The organism is Williamsia sp. MIQD14, from assembly GCF_051025635.1.
GTDB lineage: Bacteria > Actinomycetota > Actinomycetes > Mycobacteriales > Mycobacteriaceae > Williamsia_A.
Genome location: NZ_JBPFDG010000004.1, coordinates 116,828 through 133,958, shown reverse-complemented (window position 1 = coordinate 133,958; position 17,131 = coordinate 116,828). Strand labels below are relative to the sequence as shown.

18 protein-coding genes are annotated in these 17,131 nt (G+C 69.8%); 6 read left to right on the top strand and 12 right to left on the bottom strand.

From position 1 onward, the window contains the following. Positions 1-328 precede the first annotated feature (328 nt). The 3 genes from cofD to ACQ7HM_RS15220 are packed head-to-tail and all read left to right on the top strand — an operon-like array spanning position 329 to position 3,271. Positions 329-1,336 carry a 2-phospho-L-lactate transferase gene (cofD, locus tag ACQ7HM_RS15230; RefSeq protein ID WP_434217094.1) on the top strand — a complete coding sequence of 336 codons (1,008 nt, stop codon included), beginning with the start codon at positions 329-331 and terminating at the stop codon, positions 1,334-1,336. A 4-nt stretch (positions 1,337-1,340) separates the two neighbouring features. Further along, complete coding sequence (locus ACQ7HM_RS15225) at positions 1,341-2,693, top strand: coenzyme F420-0:L-glutamate ligase (RefSeq protein ID WP_434217481.1); 1,353 nt, start codon at positions 1,341-1,343, stop codon at positions 2,691-2,693. After that, positions 2,690-3,271: an NUDIX hydrolase gene (locus ACQ7HM_RS15220; protein ID WP_434217093.1), complete on the top strand. Its 582-nt coding sequence runs from the start codon at positions 2,690-2,692 to the stop codon at positions 3,269-3,271. Before ACQ7HM_RS15225 ends, ACQ7HM_RS15220 begins: the two co-directional genes overlap by 4 nt. On the opposite strand, the gene glgC is transcribed toward ACQ7HM_RS15220, so the two are convergent. Beyond that, the gene (glgC, locus tag ACQ7HM_RS15215) at positions 3,258-4,475 is read right to left on the bottom strand and encodes a glucose-1-phosphate adenylyltransferase (protein WP_434217092.1); all 1,218 of its coding nucleotides are present in this window, start codon (positions 4,473-4,475) and stop codon (positions 3,258-3,260) included. The two genes, ACQ7HM_RS15220 and glgC, sit on opposite strands and share 14 nt — an antisense overlap. Positions 4,476-4,604: 129 nt before the next feature. On the opposite strand from glgC, the gene glgA reads away from it, so the two are divergent. After that, entirely contained in the window at positions 4,605-5,777 is a 1,173-nt protein-coding gene (glgA, locus tag ACQ7HM_RS15210) for a glycogen synthase (RefSeq protein ID WP_434217091.1), read from the top strand. 27 nt (positions 5,778-5,804) lie between these two features. Here the strand turns inward: glgA and ACQ7HM_RS15205 are convergent, their stop codons facing one another. The 11 genes from ACQ7HM_RS15205 to dapE all read right to left on the bottom strand — a co-directional run bounded on the left by ACQ7HM_RS15205 (position 5,805) and on the right by dapE (position 15,297). Further along, a complete protein-coding gene (locus tag ACQ7HM_RS15205; RefSeq protein ID WP_434217090.1) occupies positions 5,805-6,629 on the bottom strand; it encodes a putative RNA methyltransferase in 825 nt (274 codons plus the stop codon). Positions 6,630-6,666: 37 nt separating this feature from the next. After that, the gene (locus ACQ7HM_RS15200) at positions 6,667-6,837 is read right to left on the bottom strand and encodes a DUF3117 domain-containing protein (RefSeq protein ID WP_082501978.1); all 171 of its coding nucleotides are present in this window, start codon (positions 6,835-6,837) and stop codon (positions 6,667-6,669) included. Positions 6,838-6,963: 126 nt separating this feature from the next. Next, positions 6,964-7,275: a DivIVA domain-containing protein gene (locus tag ACQ7HM_RS15195; RefSeq protein ID WP_434217089.1), complete on the bottom strand. Its 312-nt coding sequence runs from the start codon at positions 7,273-7,275 to the stop codon at positions 6,964-6,966. A 37-nt stretch (positions 7,276-7,312) separates the two neighbouring features. Continuing rightward, positions 7,313-8,062 (bottom strand): acetoacetate decarboxylase family protein, encoded by a 750-nt coding sequence (locus ACQ7HM_RS15190; protein WP_434217480.1) that lies wholly within the window; start codon positions 8,060-8,062, stop codon positions 7,313-7,315. A 54-nt stretch (positions 8,063-8,116) separates the two neighbouring features. Further along, complete coding sequence (locus ACQ7HM_RS15185) at positions 8,117-8,977, bottom strand: SDR family oxidoreductase (RefSeq protein WP_434217088.1); 861 nt, start codon at positions 8,975-8,977, stop codon at positions 8,117-8,119. A 79-nt stretch (positions 8,978-9,056) separates the two neighbouring features. Beyond that, positions 9,057-10,070, bottom strand: coding sequence for a glucosyl-3-phosphoglycerate synthase (locus ACQ7HM_RS15180; RefSeq protein WP_434217087.1), 1,014 nt, complete (start codon positions 10,068-10,070; stop codon positions 9,057-9,059). Then, positions 10,067-10,978, bottom strand: a complete 912-nt coding sequence (gene folP / locus ACQ7HM_RS15175; protein WP_434217086.1) for a dihydropteroate synthase — start codon at positions 10,976-10,978, stop codon at positions 10,067-10,069. The genes ACQ7HM_RS15180 and folP overlap by 4 nt, the downstream gene beginning before the upstream one ends. A gap of 4 nt (positions 10,979-10,982) precedes the next feature. After that, positions 10,983-12,722, bottom strand: coding sequence for a long-chain-acyl-CoA synthetase (locus tag ACQ7HM_RS15170; RefSeq protein ID WP_434217479.1), 1,740 nt, complete (start codon positions 12,720-12,722; stop codon positions 10,983-10,985). Between the two features lie 83 nt (positions 12,723-12,805). After that, positions 12,806-13,342, bottom strand: a complete 537-nt coding sequence (locus ACQ7HM_RS15165) for a TIGR00730 family Rossman fold protein (RefSeq protein ID WP_434217085.1) — start codon at positions 13,340-13,342, stop codon at positions 12,806-12,808. Next, the gene (locus ACQ7HM_RS15160; RefSeq protein WP_434217478.1) at positions 13,339-14,061 is read right to left on the bottom strand and encodes a TIGR00730 family Rossman fold protein; all 723 of its coding nucleotides are present in this window, start codon (positions 14,059-14,061) and stop codon (positions 13,339-13,341) included. The genes ACQ7HM_RS15165 and ACQ7HM_RS15160 overlap by 4 nt, the downstream gene beginning before the upstream one ends. A 126-nt stretch (positions 14,062-14,187) precedes the next feature. Further along, complete coding sequence (gene dapE, locus ACQ7HM_RS15155; RefSeq protein ID WP_434217084.1) at positions 14,188-15,297, bottom strand: succinyl-diaminopimelate desuccinylase; 1,110 nt, start codon at positions 15,295-15,297, stop codon at positions 14,188-14,190. On the opposite strand from dapE, the gene ACQ7HM_RS15150 reads away from it, so the two are divergent. After that, entirely contained in the window at positions 15,296-16,069 is a 774-nt protein-coding gene (locus tag ACQ7HM_RS15150; protein ID WP_434217083.1) for an SDR family NAD(P)-dependent oxidoreductase, read from the top strand. The genes dapE and ACQ7HM_RS15150 overlap by 2 nt on opposite strands. A 68-nt stretch (positions 16,070-16,137) precedes the next feature. Continuing rightward, positions 16,138-17,094 carry a 2,3,4,5-tetrahydropyridine-2,6-dicarboxylate N-succinyltransferase gene (gene dapD / locus ACQ7HM_RS15145; protein ID WP_434217082.1) on the top strand — a complete coding sequence of 319 codons (957 nt, stop codon included), beginning with the start codon at positions 16,138-16,140 and terminating at the stop codon, positions 17,092-17,094. The last annotated feature ends 37 nt before the right edge of the window (positions 17,095-17,131 follow it).

Sequence of the window (17,131 nt, the reverse complement as noted above, 5' to 3'; positions counted from 1 at the left end):
GGGGCGCAGCCGGTGCGAGAATCGTGGTGCGTGGGGTGGTGCCGGTGTCAGCAGCGTCCGGACCGGACGTTTCGACCCGTTCGAACATGTGATCGAACCCGAAGCGGCTCAACGATTCTCGATCACAAAACGCTAATGACACTGGTGTGATTAGACACGTACGCCGGTGTCTCGGTCAAGCGAAACGGCGAAATTGCCAATACCACTGCCGGTCCGGTATTCCGCGGCGCGACACCACCGGAGTGTCGCACTCCCGGCGTGTCGCATGTCTCGCTTCGGCGTCGGTGGCCACGGGCCACTCCCGCGACGCCCATTAGAGTGGGCGGTCGTGAAGGCAACGGTTCTCGTCGGTGGCGTCGGTGGCGCCCGATTCCTGCAGGGTGCGCGCCATCTGTTCGGCCGCACCCCGTTTCCCGCCGGAGCCGAGTCCACCCCCTCGGACTCCGGGGTGACCGCCATCGTCAACGTCGGCGACGACGCGTGGATGCACGGCGTGCGCATCTGCCCCGATCTCGACACGTGCATGTACACCCTCGGCGGGGGCATCGACCTCGAACGCGGGTGGGGGCGTACCGACGAGACCTGGAACGCCAAGGAGGAGTTGGCGGCCTACGGCGCCGACCCCGACTGGTTCGGGCTCGGCGACCGCGACCTCGCCACCCACCTCATCCGCACGCAGATGCTCGACGCCGGCTACACCCTCGCCGACATCACCGAGGCCCTGTGCAAGAGGTGGCAACCCGGGGTCCGGCTGCTCCCGGTGACCGATGACCGTCACGAGACCCACGTGGTGGTCAACCGCAGCGGCGATCCGGACGACGCGAAGGTGGCGATCCACTTCCAGGAGTGGTGGGTGCGCTACCGGGCGCAGATCCCCACCCATGGGTTCGCCCAGGTCGGCTCGGAGAAGGCGACACCCGCCGTCGGTGTCCTCGAGGCGATCGCCGACGCCGACATCGTGCTGCTGGCACCGAGCAACCCGGTCGTCAGCATCGGCGCCGTCATGAGCGTTCCGGGCATCCGCGCTGCGCTGCGCGCGACCTCCGCTCCGGTGGTGGGCATCTCGCCGGTCATCGGCGGTGCACCGCTGCGCGGCATGGCCGACGAATGCCTCTCGGTGATCGGGGTCGAGACCACCTCGCAGGCCATCGGAGCCCACTACGGCGCACGGTCGGGCACGGGCATCCTCGACGGCTGGCTCGTCGCGCCGGGCGACGGCGCCGACATCCCCGGCATCGCCACCCGTGAGGTGCCGCTGCTGATGAGCGATCCGGAGACGACGGCCCAGATGGTCCGCGACGCCTGCGATCTCGTCGGTGTCGCACATGACGGCTGACCCCCTGCGCCCCGCCGCCGATCACGCGGCGACCGGTGCACTCGAGATCATCGGTGTCCGCGGACTCCCCCGCTTCGCCGAGGGCGACGATCTCGCCGCCGCGATCGCCGCCGCCGCACCGGATCTACGCGACGACGACGTCGTGGTGGTGACCAGCAAGGTGTTCTCGAAGATCGAGGGCCGTATGGTCACCGCACCGATCGACCCCGACGAACGGGACGCGTTGCGGCGCCGCCTGATCGACGCCGAGTCGGTGCGTGTCCTGGCGCGGAAGAACCGCACGCTGATCACCGAGAACGCCCTCGGCATCGTGCAGGCGGCCGCCGGCGTGGACGGGTCGAACATCGACACCGACCAGTTGGCGCTGCTGCCTGTCGATCCCGACACCAGCGCCCGCCGGCTTCGCGACCGACTGGCCGCCGACCCCGGCGTGCGTGTCGCGGTGATCGTCACCGACACCATGGGTCGCGCCTGGCGTAACGGCCAGATCGACGCGGCGATCGGTTCGGCGGGCATCGCGGTGACCCACCCCTACGACGGCACCGTCGACCCGCACGGCAACCCGCTGATCGTCACCGACATCGCCGTCGTCGACGAGATAGCCGCGGCCGCCGATCTGGTGAAGGGCAAGCTGATCGAGACGCCGGTCGCGATCGTGCGGGGCCTTCGTCCCCACGACGATGGTTCGGGCGCACGCGATCTCGTCCGCCCGGGCGACGAGGACCTGTTCTGGCTGGGGACCGCCGAGGCCATCGACCTCGGTCGACGCCAGGCCCTGCTGACCCGTCGCTCGGTCCGCGCCTTCACCGCCGACCCCGTCGAGCCCGCGATCATGGACGCTGCGTTCGCCGAGGCACTGACCGCGCCCGCGCCGCACCACACCCACCCGGTGCGACTGGTGTGGGTGCGCGACCGTGAGCGTCGCACGCGGCTGCTCGACGCGATGGCGCACCGCTGGCGCGAGGACCTCGCGGCCGACGGACGCGACGAGGCGTCCATCGCCCGGCGCGTCGCACGCGGGCAGCTCCTCTACGACGCCCCCGAACTCGTGATCCCGATGCTCGCCCTCGACGGGGCGCACGACTATCCCGACGAGGCGCGCACGCGCGCCGAACACACCATGTTCACCGTCGCGGTCGGGGCCGCGGTCCAGGGACTGCTCGTCGCCCTGTCGGTGCGCGGGGTGGGCAGCTGCTGGGTGGGGTCGACGATCTTCGCCGGCGACGTCGTGACCGACGTCCTCGACGTACCGGCCGAGTGGGAACCGTTGGGGGCCATCGCGATCGGATATGCGCGCGACGCCGACCCCGACCTGCGCCCACCGGCGGACCCGACCGGCACCGTGGAGATCCGGTGACCGCGGCGAGCCTGCACCGGTCGGCGGTGGAGATGCTGACCGGGTGGTCGACCACCGACCCGCATCAGGACTCCATGCGCCACACCGTGCTCGCGTTCCTCGCCGCACGCGACGACGCGTGTCTGCGCCCCTGCGCGCCCGGTCATCTCACGGCCTCGACGATGATCCTCGACCACACGGGGTCCTTCGCGCTCCTCACGCTGCACCCCCGCGTCGGGGCGTGGATCCAGGTCGGTGGGCACTGTGAGCCCGAGGACGACGGCATCGCCGACGCCGCGATGCGCGAGGCGACCGAGGAATCCGGGATCACCGGGCTGACGTTGTCGTCGGAGCCGATCGCACTGCACACCCACCCGATCACGTGCTCGCTGGGAGTGCCCACCCGTCACCTCGACGTGCGCTTCCTCGGCGTGGCGCCTCCCGGCCCCGACGGTGGGTTGCCCGAGATCGTGCGCAGCGACGAATCGGTCGATCTGCGATGGTGGCCGGTCGATGCGCTGCCCGAGGGGACCCACCACGCCGAGATGGCCGCTCTGGTGGCCGCCGCGCGACGAGCCAAGGGCCTCAGCCCAGCCTGACACCCTTGCCGACGGCGACGACGCCGCCGGTGCTGATGGCGTACTTCTCGCGGTCCCGCTCGAGTTCGACCCCGAGGATCTCGCCCGGACCGACGACCACGTTCTTGTCGAGGATCGCCTTGCGGACCACGGCTCCCCGACCGATGCGGACGCCGGGCATGAGGACGCTGCCCTCCACGGTGGCACCGTCCTCGATGATCACGTTCGAGCTCAAGACCGAATTGCGCACCGTCGCAGCGGAGATGATCGACCCGGCGCCGACGACGGACTCCTGCGCGAGACCGCCGTGGACGAACTTGGCGGGCGCCAGGTTCTCGGCCGCGCCACGGATCGGCCAGCGTCGGTTGTAGAGGTTGAACACCGGGTGCACCGACACGAGATCCATGTGGGCGTCGTAGAAGGCGTCGAGGGTTCCCACGTCGCGCCAGTAGCCCTTGTCGCGCTCGGTGGCGCCGGGGACCTCGTTGTCCTTGAAGTCGTAGACGAACGCCTCGCCGCGGTTGACGAACCCGGGGATGATGTCGCCACCCATGTCGTGGTCGGAGTCGCTGTCCTCGGAGTCGGCGCGGATCGCCTCGACCAGTGCCGAGGTGGTGAAGACGTAGTTGCCCATGGAGGCGAAGGTGGCCTCGGGATCGTCGGGGGTTCCCGGCGGGTCCTTCGGCTTCTCCAGGAACTGGGTGATGCGTCCGGACTCGTCGGCGTCGATGCAGCCGAACGCGAACGCCTCGCTGCGCGGGACGCGGATGCCGGCGACCGTCGCCGCGGCACCGGAGGCGATGTGCGCCTCCACCATCTGCTCGGGATCCATCCGGTACACGTGGTCGGCGCCGAAGACCACGATGTAGTCGGGCTCCTCGTCGTAGACGAGGTTGAGCGACTGGAAGATCGCGTCGGCGCTGCCGGTGTACCACCGCGGACCGAGACGCTGCTGCGCCGGGACCGGGGTGATGTACTCGCCGTTGAAGCCCGACATCCGCCACGTCTGCGAGATGTGGCGGTCGAGCGAGTGCGACTTGTACTGGGTGAGCACGCACAGCCGCTGATACCCGGCGTTCACGAGGTTGCTCAGCACGAAATCGATGAGCCGGTACGCCCCGCCGAACGGGACCGCGGGTTTCGCCCGGTCCATGGTCAAAGGGAACAAACGCTTTCCCTCACCGCCGGCGAGAACAATTCCGAGCACGTGCGGCTGTGATCTCACCCTCACAACCTATCCGCGATCTGTGCCAACGGCCACCGGTTCGGCGCCCGGCGATCCCACACGCCCGCCCCGACGCAGAGACGGCGGGCAGGGGTGCGGGTGACGGCGCGCGGGTCTAGCGTCGTCGGTATGCGAGTGGCGATGATGACCCGCGAGTACCCACCGGAGGTCTACGGCGGCGCCGGGGTCCACGTGACCGAACTGGTGCGGCATCTACGACCGCTGGCCGAGATCGACGTGCACTGTATGGGCGCACCCCGCGGCACCGCCCACGTCTACACCGCCGATCCCGGATTGACCGGTGCCAACGCGGCGTTGACGACGATGTCGGCGGATCTGCGCATGGTCGCCGGCGCGGCCGAGGCCGACATCATGCACTCGCACACCTGGTACACCGGGCTCGCCGGACACGTCGCCGCCCAGCTCTACGGGGTGCCCCACGTCCTCACAGCCCATTCGCTCGAGCCGCGGCGCCCGTGGAAGGCCGAGCAGCTCGGCGGCGGGTATCGGTTGTCGAGTTGGGCCGAGCGCAACGCCGTCGAGTACGCCGACGCGGTGATCGCGGTGAGCGCGGGCATGCGTGGCGACGTCTGCGACGCCTACCCCCGACTCGACCCCGCGCGAGTACACGTGGTGCGCAACGGCATCGACACCGCGACGTGGTTCCCCGCCGACAAGCCGTTCGGCGAGCAGTCGGCCCTGCGGTCACTCGGTGTCGACCCGCAGCGTCCCATCGCGGTGTTCGTCGGGCGCATCACCCGCCAGAAGGGGGTGCGCCATCTGATCGCCGCAGCGCACTCCTTCGACCCCGATCTGCAGCTCGTGCTGTGCGCGGGGGCACCCGACACCCCCGAGATCGGCGCGCAGACCGCCGAGGCCGTCGCCGAGCTGTCCCGTACCCGTGACGGTGTGCACTGGGTGCAGGAGATGCTGCCCACCGACCGGGTCCGCGAGATTCTCTCGGCGGCAACGGTCTTCGTGTGCCCCTCGATCTACGAGCCGTTGGGCATCGTCAATCTCGAGGCCATGGCCTGCGGTACCGCGGTGGTCGCCTCCGACGTCGGTGGCATCCCCGAGGTGGTGCGCGACGAGGTGACCGGTCGCCTCGTGCACTACGACGAGTCCGACGAGGCGGGTTTCGAGGCCGGACTGGCCGCCGCGGTGAATGCGGTGGTCGCCGACCCGACCCGGGCCTCGGAGATGGGTGCGGCGGGACGGTTGCGGGCCATCGAGGAGTTCTCGTGGGAGTCGATCGCCGAACAGACCATCGCGGTCTATCAGGCCGCACTCGCTGGGCGGTGACGCCGAACCGCTCGACGGTCGCGGCGGTCAGACGCGGCGGTGGCGTGAGACGGTCACCGAGCAGGTGACATCGACGGTCTCGGGCAAAGCCTGTGCGCGCGCGATGATCTCGTCCTCGGAGGCGTGATGGGCCGACGGCCCCATCATGACCAGGTCGGCGACCTCGGACCGACCGACGGCCATCGTGTGCTCCACCACGACGCGGTCCTCGCGGTCGAACACCCCGCTCAGGGAGTTGCCGATGCGCTCGGGTTTGGCGGGGTCGACCCCGATCATGCCCATCGGGTCGACGATCTCGGCGAGATGGCGAGGCGTCGGTGCCACCACCACCAGCGCGCCGTCGGGCGTCAGCACCCGCGCGAACTCCGCGACGTTGCGGGGGGCGAACACCGACAGCACGGTGTCGATCCGGCCGTCGCCGACGGGTAACCGTTGCCACGCGTCGGCGACGACCGAACCGATCCGATCGTCGACCCGCGCGGTCGCACGGGCGCACGCCTTCGACAGGTCGAGCCCGATCCCCCGTGACGCGGGATCGGCGTCGTCGAGGGCGTGGGAGAGGTAGTGACCGGTCCCGGCGCCGACGTCGAGGCAGACCGGTCCCGACGTCGCGTCGGCGACCGCATCGGCGATCGGGGCGTAGAGACCGGCACCCAGGACACGTTCGCGCGCAGCCACCATCGCGGTGGTGTCCGACCGGAGTCCCCCAGCGGACCGGCCCAACAGGGAGACGTAGCCCTGGCGGGCGATGTCGAAGGTGTGTCCGCGGTCGCAGATGACCGTGGTCGCATCGATGTCGAGGTCGCCCGTGCACACCGGGCACGCGAGCAGATCGATGATCGCCGACAGCATGGAACGCGGGTGCTATCGGCGGAGGGTCGCGGCGGGGTCAGCCGGCGACGACGCCACGCAGTTCTTCACCGAGGGCTGCCGCCTCGTCTGCGGTGAGCTCGACGACCAGACGGCCGCCGCCCTCGATGGGGATGCGCACGACGATTCCTCGCCCTTCCTTGGCTGCTTCAAGGGGACCGTCTCCGGTCCGTGGCTTCATCGCCGCCATGTCACAAGCTCCCTCCGACAACGTCGCCGACAATCGGCGCCGGTTCACGATTCTATGCGCTGCGACACACCCGACGAATTCGGCCGTCGGACGCAGACGCAGGTCAACTCCCCTCGATGATACGGCTCAGGCGTCCTCGGCCCGTGAAGCATCGGTTTCCGCACGCGAGAAATCGTTCGCGTCGCGACCCTGCAGGTCGATGATGACCATGCGCAGTTCGTCGATCTCGCGGGCGAGTTTCTCCAGCGCCCAATCGACTTCGGACTGCTTGTATCCCCGGGCGACGAGGGCGAAGCGCAGCGCGCGCACGTCGTCGCCCGACACTCCGGCGCGCGGTAGGCGGGTCAGCGTCGCATCGCGCTCGAGCGGTGGGAGGTCCTCGCCCCGTCCGAAGACGAACCACACCACGGCGAAGACCGCGCCGATGACGAGCACCATGACGACCAGGTAGAGCAAGAGGGTCTGCACCCTGCGATCATCCCAGACCGGATGCCGCGCCCGGTCCCGACGCAGCCGACCCGGACACCACGACCGCGTCGCCGAAGGTCATCGACAGAGCCCCGATGGACGATCCGAGCAGCGTGCGACCCGGTCGCAGCGCACGCAGTTCGTCGGCGATCGGATGGTCGCCGAGTTCGAGACGTCCGCCGCCGGGACGCGTGCGGACCCCCGCGGCCCGCATGGTCCAGGGCGTCGCGCGGGTGACGCCGTCGAGGTGGGCGTAGGCGGTCAGCGTGGTCGACGAGTCGGTGTCGGGCACGGTGACACCCGGACGCACCCGCAGCGACAGAACCGTCGAGGAGTCGGCCCGCAGTGTCCCGGTGCGGGCCGGACCGCGATGGTCGACGTCGAACTCGGCGAGCGTCTTGGGGAAGCCCCAGATGCCGCGCCCGGCGGCGAGGGTGAAGTCGCCGTCGACCGGGAGCCGATGGATGAGTGCGCATGCCTCGTTGCGCACCACCGACCGCAGATCCCCGAGGACCCCGCCGCGGCCGGTGTCCGCATCGGGCGCATCGTGAGGGCGCACCAGGAAGCAGACCCCGAACTCGTTGTACGGGCCCAGATCACCGTCGACGTAGTCGATGAACACCAGGACGCACACCGCACGTCCCGGTCGCCACCGGATCACCGAGAGGCCGGTGTGGTCGATCGTCTGCTGCGCGGCGGCGGCCGACACCGACACCATCGCGGCGAACGCCGTCGCCGTGCGGATCTGCACCGGCATCGTGACCGTGCGGCCGGCGACCCGGTGCACGGTCGGGCCCGGCGATCCCACGCCTCAGCCGTCCGTCGCCGGCGCCATGACACCCCGGAGCCCGTCGGCACCGAACAGCGGCTCGAGCATCGAGCGATAGTCGGGGCCGCGGCGCAGCATCTGGCCGCCGTCGACGTTGATGACCTGACCGGTGATCCAGGTGGATGCGTCGCCCAGGAGGAACGCGGCCAGCGCGGCGATGTCGGCTACCTCACCGACCCGCGGCAGCGGTGTCGCCTCGCGGTAGTCGGCGCTCAGTTCCGGTGAATCGAGGACGAGCGCCACGAGTTCGGTCCGTGTCAGGCCCGGGCGGATCCCGTTGACACGGACGTTGCTGGCGCCGAGTTCGTCGGCGGCGAGCGCCACGAGGTGGTCGACGGCGGACTTGGTGACCCCGTAGGCACCGAACCACCGATGGGTGTTCGACGCGGCGATCGACGAGATGGCCACCATCGACCCACCGCCGCTCGACACCAGCTCGCGGGCGGCGTGTTTGAACGTGTACATCGTGCCGTTGACGTTGAGGTCGACGGTGTTGCGCCAGGCGTTGCTGTCGATCTGGGTGATCGGGCCGATCGTCTCGCTACCGCCGGCGCACGCGACGACGCCGTCGAGTCGCCCGGTGTGACCGACTGCGGTGGCCACGGCGGCGGCGACCTGGTCCTCGTCGGTGATGTCGGCGACCGCCACGTGGACCGCCCCGGCCCCGGCGCCGATCTCGGCGGCGGCGGCCTCGAGACGCTCACGAGTACGTCCGACGATGGTGACCACGGCACCGGCGGCGGCGAGCGTCTCGGCGATGCCGCGACCGATCCCGCTACCGCCACCGGTGACGAGGATCGACTTCCCCCGCACGGAACTGTCACTGACCGAACCACCGGTCATACCGGCCTCCATCCGTCGCAGAACTAGAACACGTTCTACTCATGGAAGCACATCCGCCGCACGGGCGGCACGGGTTGATCTAGGAGGCGCGGACCTTCTCCACGGCGCCGGGGCGCAGCGTGTCCATCGGCGGGCGGTCGGCGAGGTAGACCTCGGTGGTGTGCGGCGTGAAGGTGCCGTCGGTCTCGGCGGTGAACTGCGTCAGTCCGACTCCGGAGTCGGTGATCCCGCAGCGGTTCATCAGCGTGCCCACGATCTGCCTGCTCATCACCCCGAGCTCGATGAGGGGTCGGTTGCGGTGGGTGCGCACGCCGAGGTTGACCTGCCCGATGCCGGCCATGCCGTAGCGGTCGTAGGTGTCGACCAGCAGGCCGATCTCGACGCCGTATCCGGGCGCGAACGGCACCGCCGACAGCAGTTCGCGGGTGCCGGCGTACTCGCCGCCCAGCGGCTGCAGCACAGCGGTCAGATCGGGCTTGAGCGACGCCAGCAGCGGGCGGGCGACGAGCTCGGTGACGCGGCCGCCGCCGTTGGGGTCCTGCGCGCCGCCGGTGCGCAGCGGACGACGGTAGTAGCCCTTGACCAACTGGATCTCGGGGTTCATCAGCAGCGGGCCGAGCAGTTTCGGCACGAACATCGGGTCGGGGTCGATGAGATCGGAGTCGACGAAGGCGATGAGGTCGCCGGTGGTCGCCGCGATCGAGCGCCACAGCACCTCACCCTTGCCCGCGACCGGCGCCAGCTCCGGTACCGCCTGCTCACGGGAGACGACCCGGGCGCCGGCGGCGACCGCCCGTTCGGCGGTCGCGTCGGTGGAACCGGAGTCGAGGACGATCAGTTCGTCGACGAGGGTGCCCAGCAACGGCACGATCGACGCGATCACCTCCGCGACGGTCTCCTCTTCGTTCAGCGCGGGCAGCACCACCGAGACCGTGCGGCCGCGCTTGTGTGCGACGAGCTCGTCGAGGTCGAACACGGGGTGCTCGAAGGTGTGTGTCTCCGACCAGGCGAGCGTGGACGGGTCGGCGTCGGCCGGAGCGGGCCAGATCTGCGTCGCGCGGCGTGGCGCGGACCCTGTGTGCTTGACGGTCATGCGAGTCCCCTGACTGTTCGTTGGGGCGGACGGGTCCCCGCTATCGCGGCGACCATGTCCACCACACGCCGGGTGGCGGCAACCTCGTGGACCCGGAACACCCGCGCGCCCTGTGCGGCGGCGAGTGCGGTCGCGGCCAGAGTTCCCTCCAGCCGGTCCTCCAGACCCACACCCAGAGTCTCCCCCACGAAATCCTTGTTGCTCAGTGCCATCAGCACCGGCCAGCCCGTATTAACGAGATTGTTCACATGCCGTAACAGGGCGAGCCCGTGGTGGGTGTTCTTGCCGAAATCGTGCGTCGGATCGATGAGGATGTCGGCGCGCGCCACCCCGGCCCGCTCCGCGCGCCGGGCCCCGGCGACAACGTCGGTGAGGACGGCTTCGACCACATCCGGGTAGCGCACGCGATGCGGCCGGGTGCGCGGCACCGCTCCCCCGGTGTGCGAACACACGATCCCGGCGCCGGCGTCGGCGGCCGCGTGCACGAGATCGGGGTCGGTGCCCGCCCAGGTGTCGTTGATGAGGTCCGCGCCGGCCGCACATGCGGCCACCGCGACCTCCGCCCGCCAGGTGTCGACGCTGATGATGACGCCCGGGTGCGCCGAACGCACCCATTCGATGAACGGCACCACCCGGTCGGCCTCCTCGGCGGCGTCGACCTCCACCCCGGGGCCGGCCTTCACCCCGCCGATGTCGACGAGGTCGGCGCCCTCGGCGACCACCCGGTGCACGCGGTCCACCGCGGCGTCGTCGCCGAAGTCCGCACCCCGGTCGTAGAACGAGTCGGGGGTGCGGTTGACGATCGCCATCACCAGCGCCCGACCCGTGTCGACCGGGCGGCCGCACAGGGTCGGGAACCACGACGACGGCACCCCCGTATCGGGTGCGGCGACGGCCGCGCTGTCCATGCGCCTAGTTGCGGGGGGCTTTGGCGCCCGACACGTCGTCGACGTATCCGTCGTAGTACTCGACGTAGCCGTCGGACTTGCCCGCCAGCACGTACAGCGGGTCGTCGCCGACCTCGGAGTAGCCCTGATCGCGCAGCTCCACCTTCATGGTCTTGAACGTCGAGGTCTGCTCGAGCTGCTCGACCACGCGGACGAACAGCGGCAGCGCGTACGAGGGCAGGGCGTCGTAGAGGTGCTTGGCGAGCGACGACCCGTCGAGCTTGTCGCCGTTCTTCAGCGTGACCGCCGCCATGCCTGCCTTGCCGTCGGTGTCGGGGACCTCGACACCGAACACCACCGACTGTCCGATCTGCCCGTCGGCGTCGAGCGCACCCTCGACCTCGGTGGTCGCGACGTTCTCGCCCTTCCACCGGAAGGTGTCACCGAGACGGTCGACGAAGGCGACGTGGGAGAAGCCCTGATCGCGCACCAGGTCGCCGGTGTTGAACCACTTGTCGCCCTTGGCGAAGGCGTCGGTGACGATCTTCTTCTCGGTCGCCTTCGGGTCGGTGTACCCGTCGAAGGGGATCCGGTCGTTGATCTCGGAGATCAGCAGGCCCGGCTCACCCTTCTCGGCCTCCATCGCACGACCGGCGTCGTTGCGCAGCGGCTCACCGGTCTCGCCGTCGTACTGCACGATCTTGTACGGCAGCGGGCAGAAGCCGACGGTGCGCTTGACGTTGAAGATGTTGATGAACGCCAGGTTCGACTCGCTCGCCGCGTAGAACTCGACGATCCGGTCGATGCCGAAACGCTCGGCGAAGGTGTCCCAGATCTCCGCGCGCATGCCGTTGCCGACCGCGACGCGGACCGAGTGTGCCCGGTCGGTGTCCTTCTCGGGCTGTGCCAGCAGGTAGCGGCAGAGCTCACCGATGTAGCAGAACGCGGTGGCCCGGTTCAGGATGATGTCGTCCCAGAACTTCGACGCCGAGAACTGCTTGCCGATCGCGAGACAGGCTCCCGCGCCGAGCACCGACGACAGCGAGACCGTCAACGCATTGTTGTGATAGAGCGGCAGACAGGCGTACATCGTGTCGTCGTGGCGGAGGCGGACTCCCATTCCGCCGATGCCGGACAGCCCGGTCAGCCAGCGGAAATGCGACATCACACTGGCCTTGGGCATGCCGGTGGTGCCGGAGGTGAAGATGTAGAACGCCTTGGTCGACGCGGGCAGAGTCTCGGTGATGGAGGGGTTCTCCTGCGAGAGGTCGGCCGACTTCGCGTCGAGGTCGTCGAACGACAGCACGTTCTTCGGGACGGCCTTCTCGGGGACCGAGTCGAGCGCCTCGCGGGCATCGGGATCGACGATGATCACGTCGGCCTCGAGAACGCCGAGGCTGTGTTCGAGCACGGCCCCACGCTGGTTGTAGTTCAGCATCCCGGCGACCGCGCCGAGCTTCACGATCGCCAGCATGGCGAGCACGGTGTCGGGCTTGTTCTTGGCCAGCACCCCGACCACGTCGCCGGCGACGACGCCGGAGTCGGCGAGCAGCGCCGAGTAGCGGTTGACCCGCCGGTTGCACTCGCCGTAGGTGAAGGACTTGCCCTCGAAGCGCAGGAACGGGCGGTCGGGGTGGGCCCCGGCCTTCTTCTGGAAGAGGCTGCCGATGGTCATCGTGGTGGTCGGCTTGCGCAGAGCCAGGCCCGGCGCGTTGCGCAACATGACCGTCGCATCGGAGGCCAACCCGACGACCCCCTTGGCCATGTCCTTCAATCCGACGCGCGAACGAGACTCAGTGCTCACTAGTGCAGCTCCCCAGGGCAAAGGCGATTGGTGTCGAAGTGAGGTTACCGGCTGGTACACCATCGGATGGCGCGGGTCACAGAATCGGTCACCCGCAGCCGTTCGAGGGCGTGCGCGGAGACGAATCCGTCGCCCTGCAGCGTGGTCAACCACGACATCAGCGGGGCGTAGAAGCCGAACGGGTCGAGCAGCACCACGGGCTTGTCGTGCATCCCGAGATAGCCCCCGGTCCACGTCTCGAACAACTCCTCCAGGGTCCCGATGCCGCCGGGCAGCGTCACGAACGCGTCGGCCCGTTCGTCCATCAGCTGCTTGCGCTGACGCATGGTGTCGGTCACCACGAGCTCGTCGGCGTCGGTGTCGGCGACCTCGCGGTCGACCAACGCGCGCGGGATGATCCCCACGGTCCGACCGCCCGCGTCGCGCGTCCCGCGGGCGACGGCACCCATCATCGACACGTTGCCGCCGCCGGAGACCAGGGTGTGCCCGCCCGCACCGATCGCGGCACCCACCTCCGACGCCAGGGTCAGATACCGCTCCTCCACCGGCCCCGAGGCGCAGTACACACAGATCGCGGTCATCGGTTCGAGGCCTCGATCCGCGCGGCCGCGCGGGTGATGATGTCGACGGTCTCGGCGACGCTGTCGGTGACGTGGAGCAGCGCCACGTCCCGCTCGGACACCGTGCCCGCGGGCACGAGGGTGCCGGTGATCCAGTCGAGCAGGCCCTGCCAGTAGTCCGCGCCGAGCAGCACGATCGGGAAGCGCGTCACCTTCTTGGTCTGCACGAGGGTGAGGGCCTCGAAGAGCTCGTCCATCGTCCCGAAGCCCCCGGGCAGGCACACGAACGCCTGCGCGTACTTGACGAACATGGTCTTGCGGGCGAAGAAGTACCGGAAGTTCACCCCGAGGTCGACCCACTCGTTGAGTGACTGCTCGAACGGCAGCTCGATGCCGAGACCGATCGACCGACCGCCGGCCTGCGCGGCACCGCGATTGGCGGCCTCCATCGCACCGGGGCCGCCGCCGGTGATCACCGCGTAGCCCGCGTCGGCCAGCGCCCCGCCGAGCTCGACGCCGAGCGCGTACTCCGGCGACTCCGGTGTGGTGCGTGCCGATCCGAACACCGTCACCGCGGCGGCGACGTCGGACATGGCGTCGAAGCCGGCGACGAACTCGGACTGGATGCGCAGGACCCGCCACGGGTCGTGTTCGAGGCGATCCGCGCGACGGGCACCGTCGGGATCGGTGGGGTCGTCGACGCCGGTGTCGAGCAGCCGACGGTCGGTCGTGGACTCCATCGACTCCCGATCGAGGCGTTTGCGGGTCGCACCGGAGTAGCAGAGCGGTTGATCGTGATCGTCGGCTGGCACGCCGCCGACGGTATCCGACGACCGTGACCGAGGATCGGATCAGCCCGGGGGGGATCAGGCGGGCGTGCGCAGGTGACGCCGCAGGATGTCGGTCACCTCGGTGATCTGGGCCGTCGGCACGCGCTCGTCGCGTCTGTGCGCGAGGTTCGGGTCCCCCGGCCCGAGGTTGACCGCGGGGATGCCCAGCGCCGCGAACCGGGCGACGTCGGTCCACCCGTACTTGGCGCGTACGCGACCACCGGCCGCCGCCACCAGGGCCTGCGCGGCGGGGTGCGACAGGCCCGGCAGGGCGCCCGGTGAGGAGTCGGTGAGTTCGAGACCGACACGCCCCGAGGTCAACTCGGTCGCGAACACCTCACGGACGTGGTCGAGGGCGGCGTCGACGGTGCGGTCGGGGGCGAAGCGGAAGTTGACGTCGACCGATGCGACGTCGGGCACGACGTTGCCGGCGACGCCGCCGTCGATGCGCACCGCCGAGAGCCCTTCGCGGTACTCACAGCCGTCGATGTCGACCCGACGGGCTTCGTACGACGACAGCGTCGCGAGCACACCCGACAACGCATGGATCGCGTTGTGGCCCATCCATGATCGCGCCGAGTGGGCGCGCGTACCGGTCGCGGACAGGCGCACCCGCAGGGTCCCCTGACAGCCCGCCTCGATCTGACCGGCGGTCGGTTCGCCCAGGATCGCGACGTCACCGTGGAGCCAGTCGGGGAGCTCGCGTTCGATGAACCCGAGCCCGTTGTGCACCGCGGCGATCTCCTCGCAGTCGTAGAAGATCAGCGTGAGGTCGTGTGCGACATCGGTCATCGTCGCGGCGAGATGCAGGAACACCGCGTCGCCGGACTTCATGTCGACCGTGCCGCACCCGTGCAGGACGTCACCCTCGACCTCGTCGACGGTGCGGCGACTCGGGACGTTCTCGGCGATCGGGACCGTGTCGAGATGACCGGCGAGGATCACCCGCGACGGCAGTCCGCGGTCGGTCCGTGCCAGCACGCGGTCACCGTGGCGGAGGATCTCGAAACCGGTCGTCTGGGTGCGCAGTGCGTCTTCGACGGCGTCGGCGAGCGCGGCCTCGTGGTGCGATTCGCTCGCGATGTCGACCAGCGCCGCGGTCAGCTCGATCGGATCGGCGGTCAGATCCAGCGCGGCGGTACCCATGACCGTCGAGGATACGGCGACCGGTCGCCGCCCGGCCGGGGCGGCGTCGACCGAGGGAACAGCCGACCGGGGAATAGTCATCGACGACCCAGCCGTTGCACCGGCGATGACGACACTCGCGATCATCGGTGCAGGAGCGGGACTCGGGGCGGCGGTGGCACGCAGGTTCGGTGCCGAGGGGTTCTCGGTGGGCTTGATCTCCCGCAACCGGTCGCGGGTCGACGCACTCGCCGACAGCCTCGCCGAAGACGGTGTGTCGGCACGGGGTTTCACCGCCGACGTGCGTGACCCGGCATCCATCGCGCCGGCACTCGAGCAGGTGACCGAGACGCTCGGGCCGATCGAGGTGCTGCAGTACAGTCCCCTGCCGCAGAAGGACTTCATGCGTCCGGTGCTCGAGACGACCCCGGCCGACATGGTGGGCCCGGTCGAGTTCTCCATCTACGGATCGATCGCGGCCGTGCACCAGGTGTTGCCCGGGATGCGGTTCCTGGGCGAGAACGCCGGCACGATCCTCTTCGTCAACGGTGGATCGGCGGTCAAGCCGGGACGCGCGGTCACCGGGACATCGATCGCGTTCGCCGGTCAGGCCGCCTACGCGCAACTGCTCCACGAGGAACTGAAGCCCGAGGGGATCCACGTGTCGCAGTTGATCATCGGGGGCGCGATCAGCGCAGACGACCCGCGCAAGAGCCCCGAGACCCTCGCCGGTCACCTGTGGGATCTCCACACCGGTCGTGACCGTTTCCGTCTGCAGGTCAGCGAGGACTGAACACGGTCGGGCGCCGGTGGCCGACGGCGTGATCCACCGGGCCGGTATCGCCGGTAGGGTGTGCTCCCGTGAACGAAGCGACGTCAGCAGCCGGAACCGGGATCGCCACCATCACCGACAGCGGACAGGTGCTCGACACCTGGTTCCCCGCTCCGGAACTCGGTGCGGGTGGCGAGTCGGGGACCGTGACCCACAGCGGTGACGACATCCCCGCCGAGTTCCGGGGCCTGGTCGGCGCCGACGAGGCCCGCGGTGTCCGGACGGTGGCGGTCACGACGACGATCGCCGATCTGTCGCAGGCCCCGAGCGACGCCCACGACGTGTACCTGCGTCTGCACCTGCTGTCGCACCGCCTCGTCGCGCCCCACGGCCTCAACCTCGACGGTCAGTTCGGACTGCTCGCCAACGTCGTGTGGACCAACCACGGACCCTGTGCCGTCGAGGGTTTCGAGCTGACCCGTGCACGGCTGCGTGCGCGCGGCCCGGTCGCGGTGAACAGCATCGACAAGTTCCCGCGCATGGTCGACTACGTGGTGCCGTCGGGCGTGCGGATCGGTGACGCCGACCGCGTCCGACTCGGCGCACACCTCGCGAGCGGTACGACGGTGATGCACGAGGGTTTCGTGAACTTCAACGCCGGCACGCTCGGGAACTCGATGGTGGAGGGCCGGATCTCGGCGGGTGTCGTCGTGGGCGACGGCTCCGACGTCGGCGGTGGCGCGTCGATCATGGGGACGCTGTCCGGCGGTGGGACACAGGTCATCTCGCTCGGCGAACGCTGCCTGCTGGGCGCGAACTCGGGCTGCGGCATCTCCCTCGGCGACGACTGCGTGATCGAGGCGGGGCTCTACGTCACCGCGGGCACCAAGGTCACGGGTCCCGACGGAACCGCGGTGAAGGCGCGCGATCTGTCGGGCACGAACAACCTCCTGTTCCGCCGCAACAGCGTCAGCGGAGCCGTCGAGGTCGTGCCCTGGAAGGGCGACGGCATCGCCCTCAACGCCGCCCTGCACGCCAACGACTGACCCTTCCCGCCGTCGATCGGGCGGTCGTCCGCGTCGA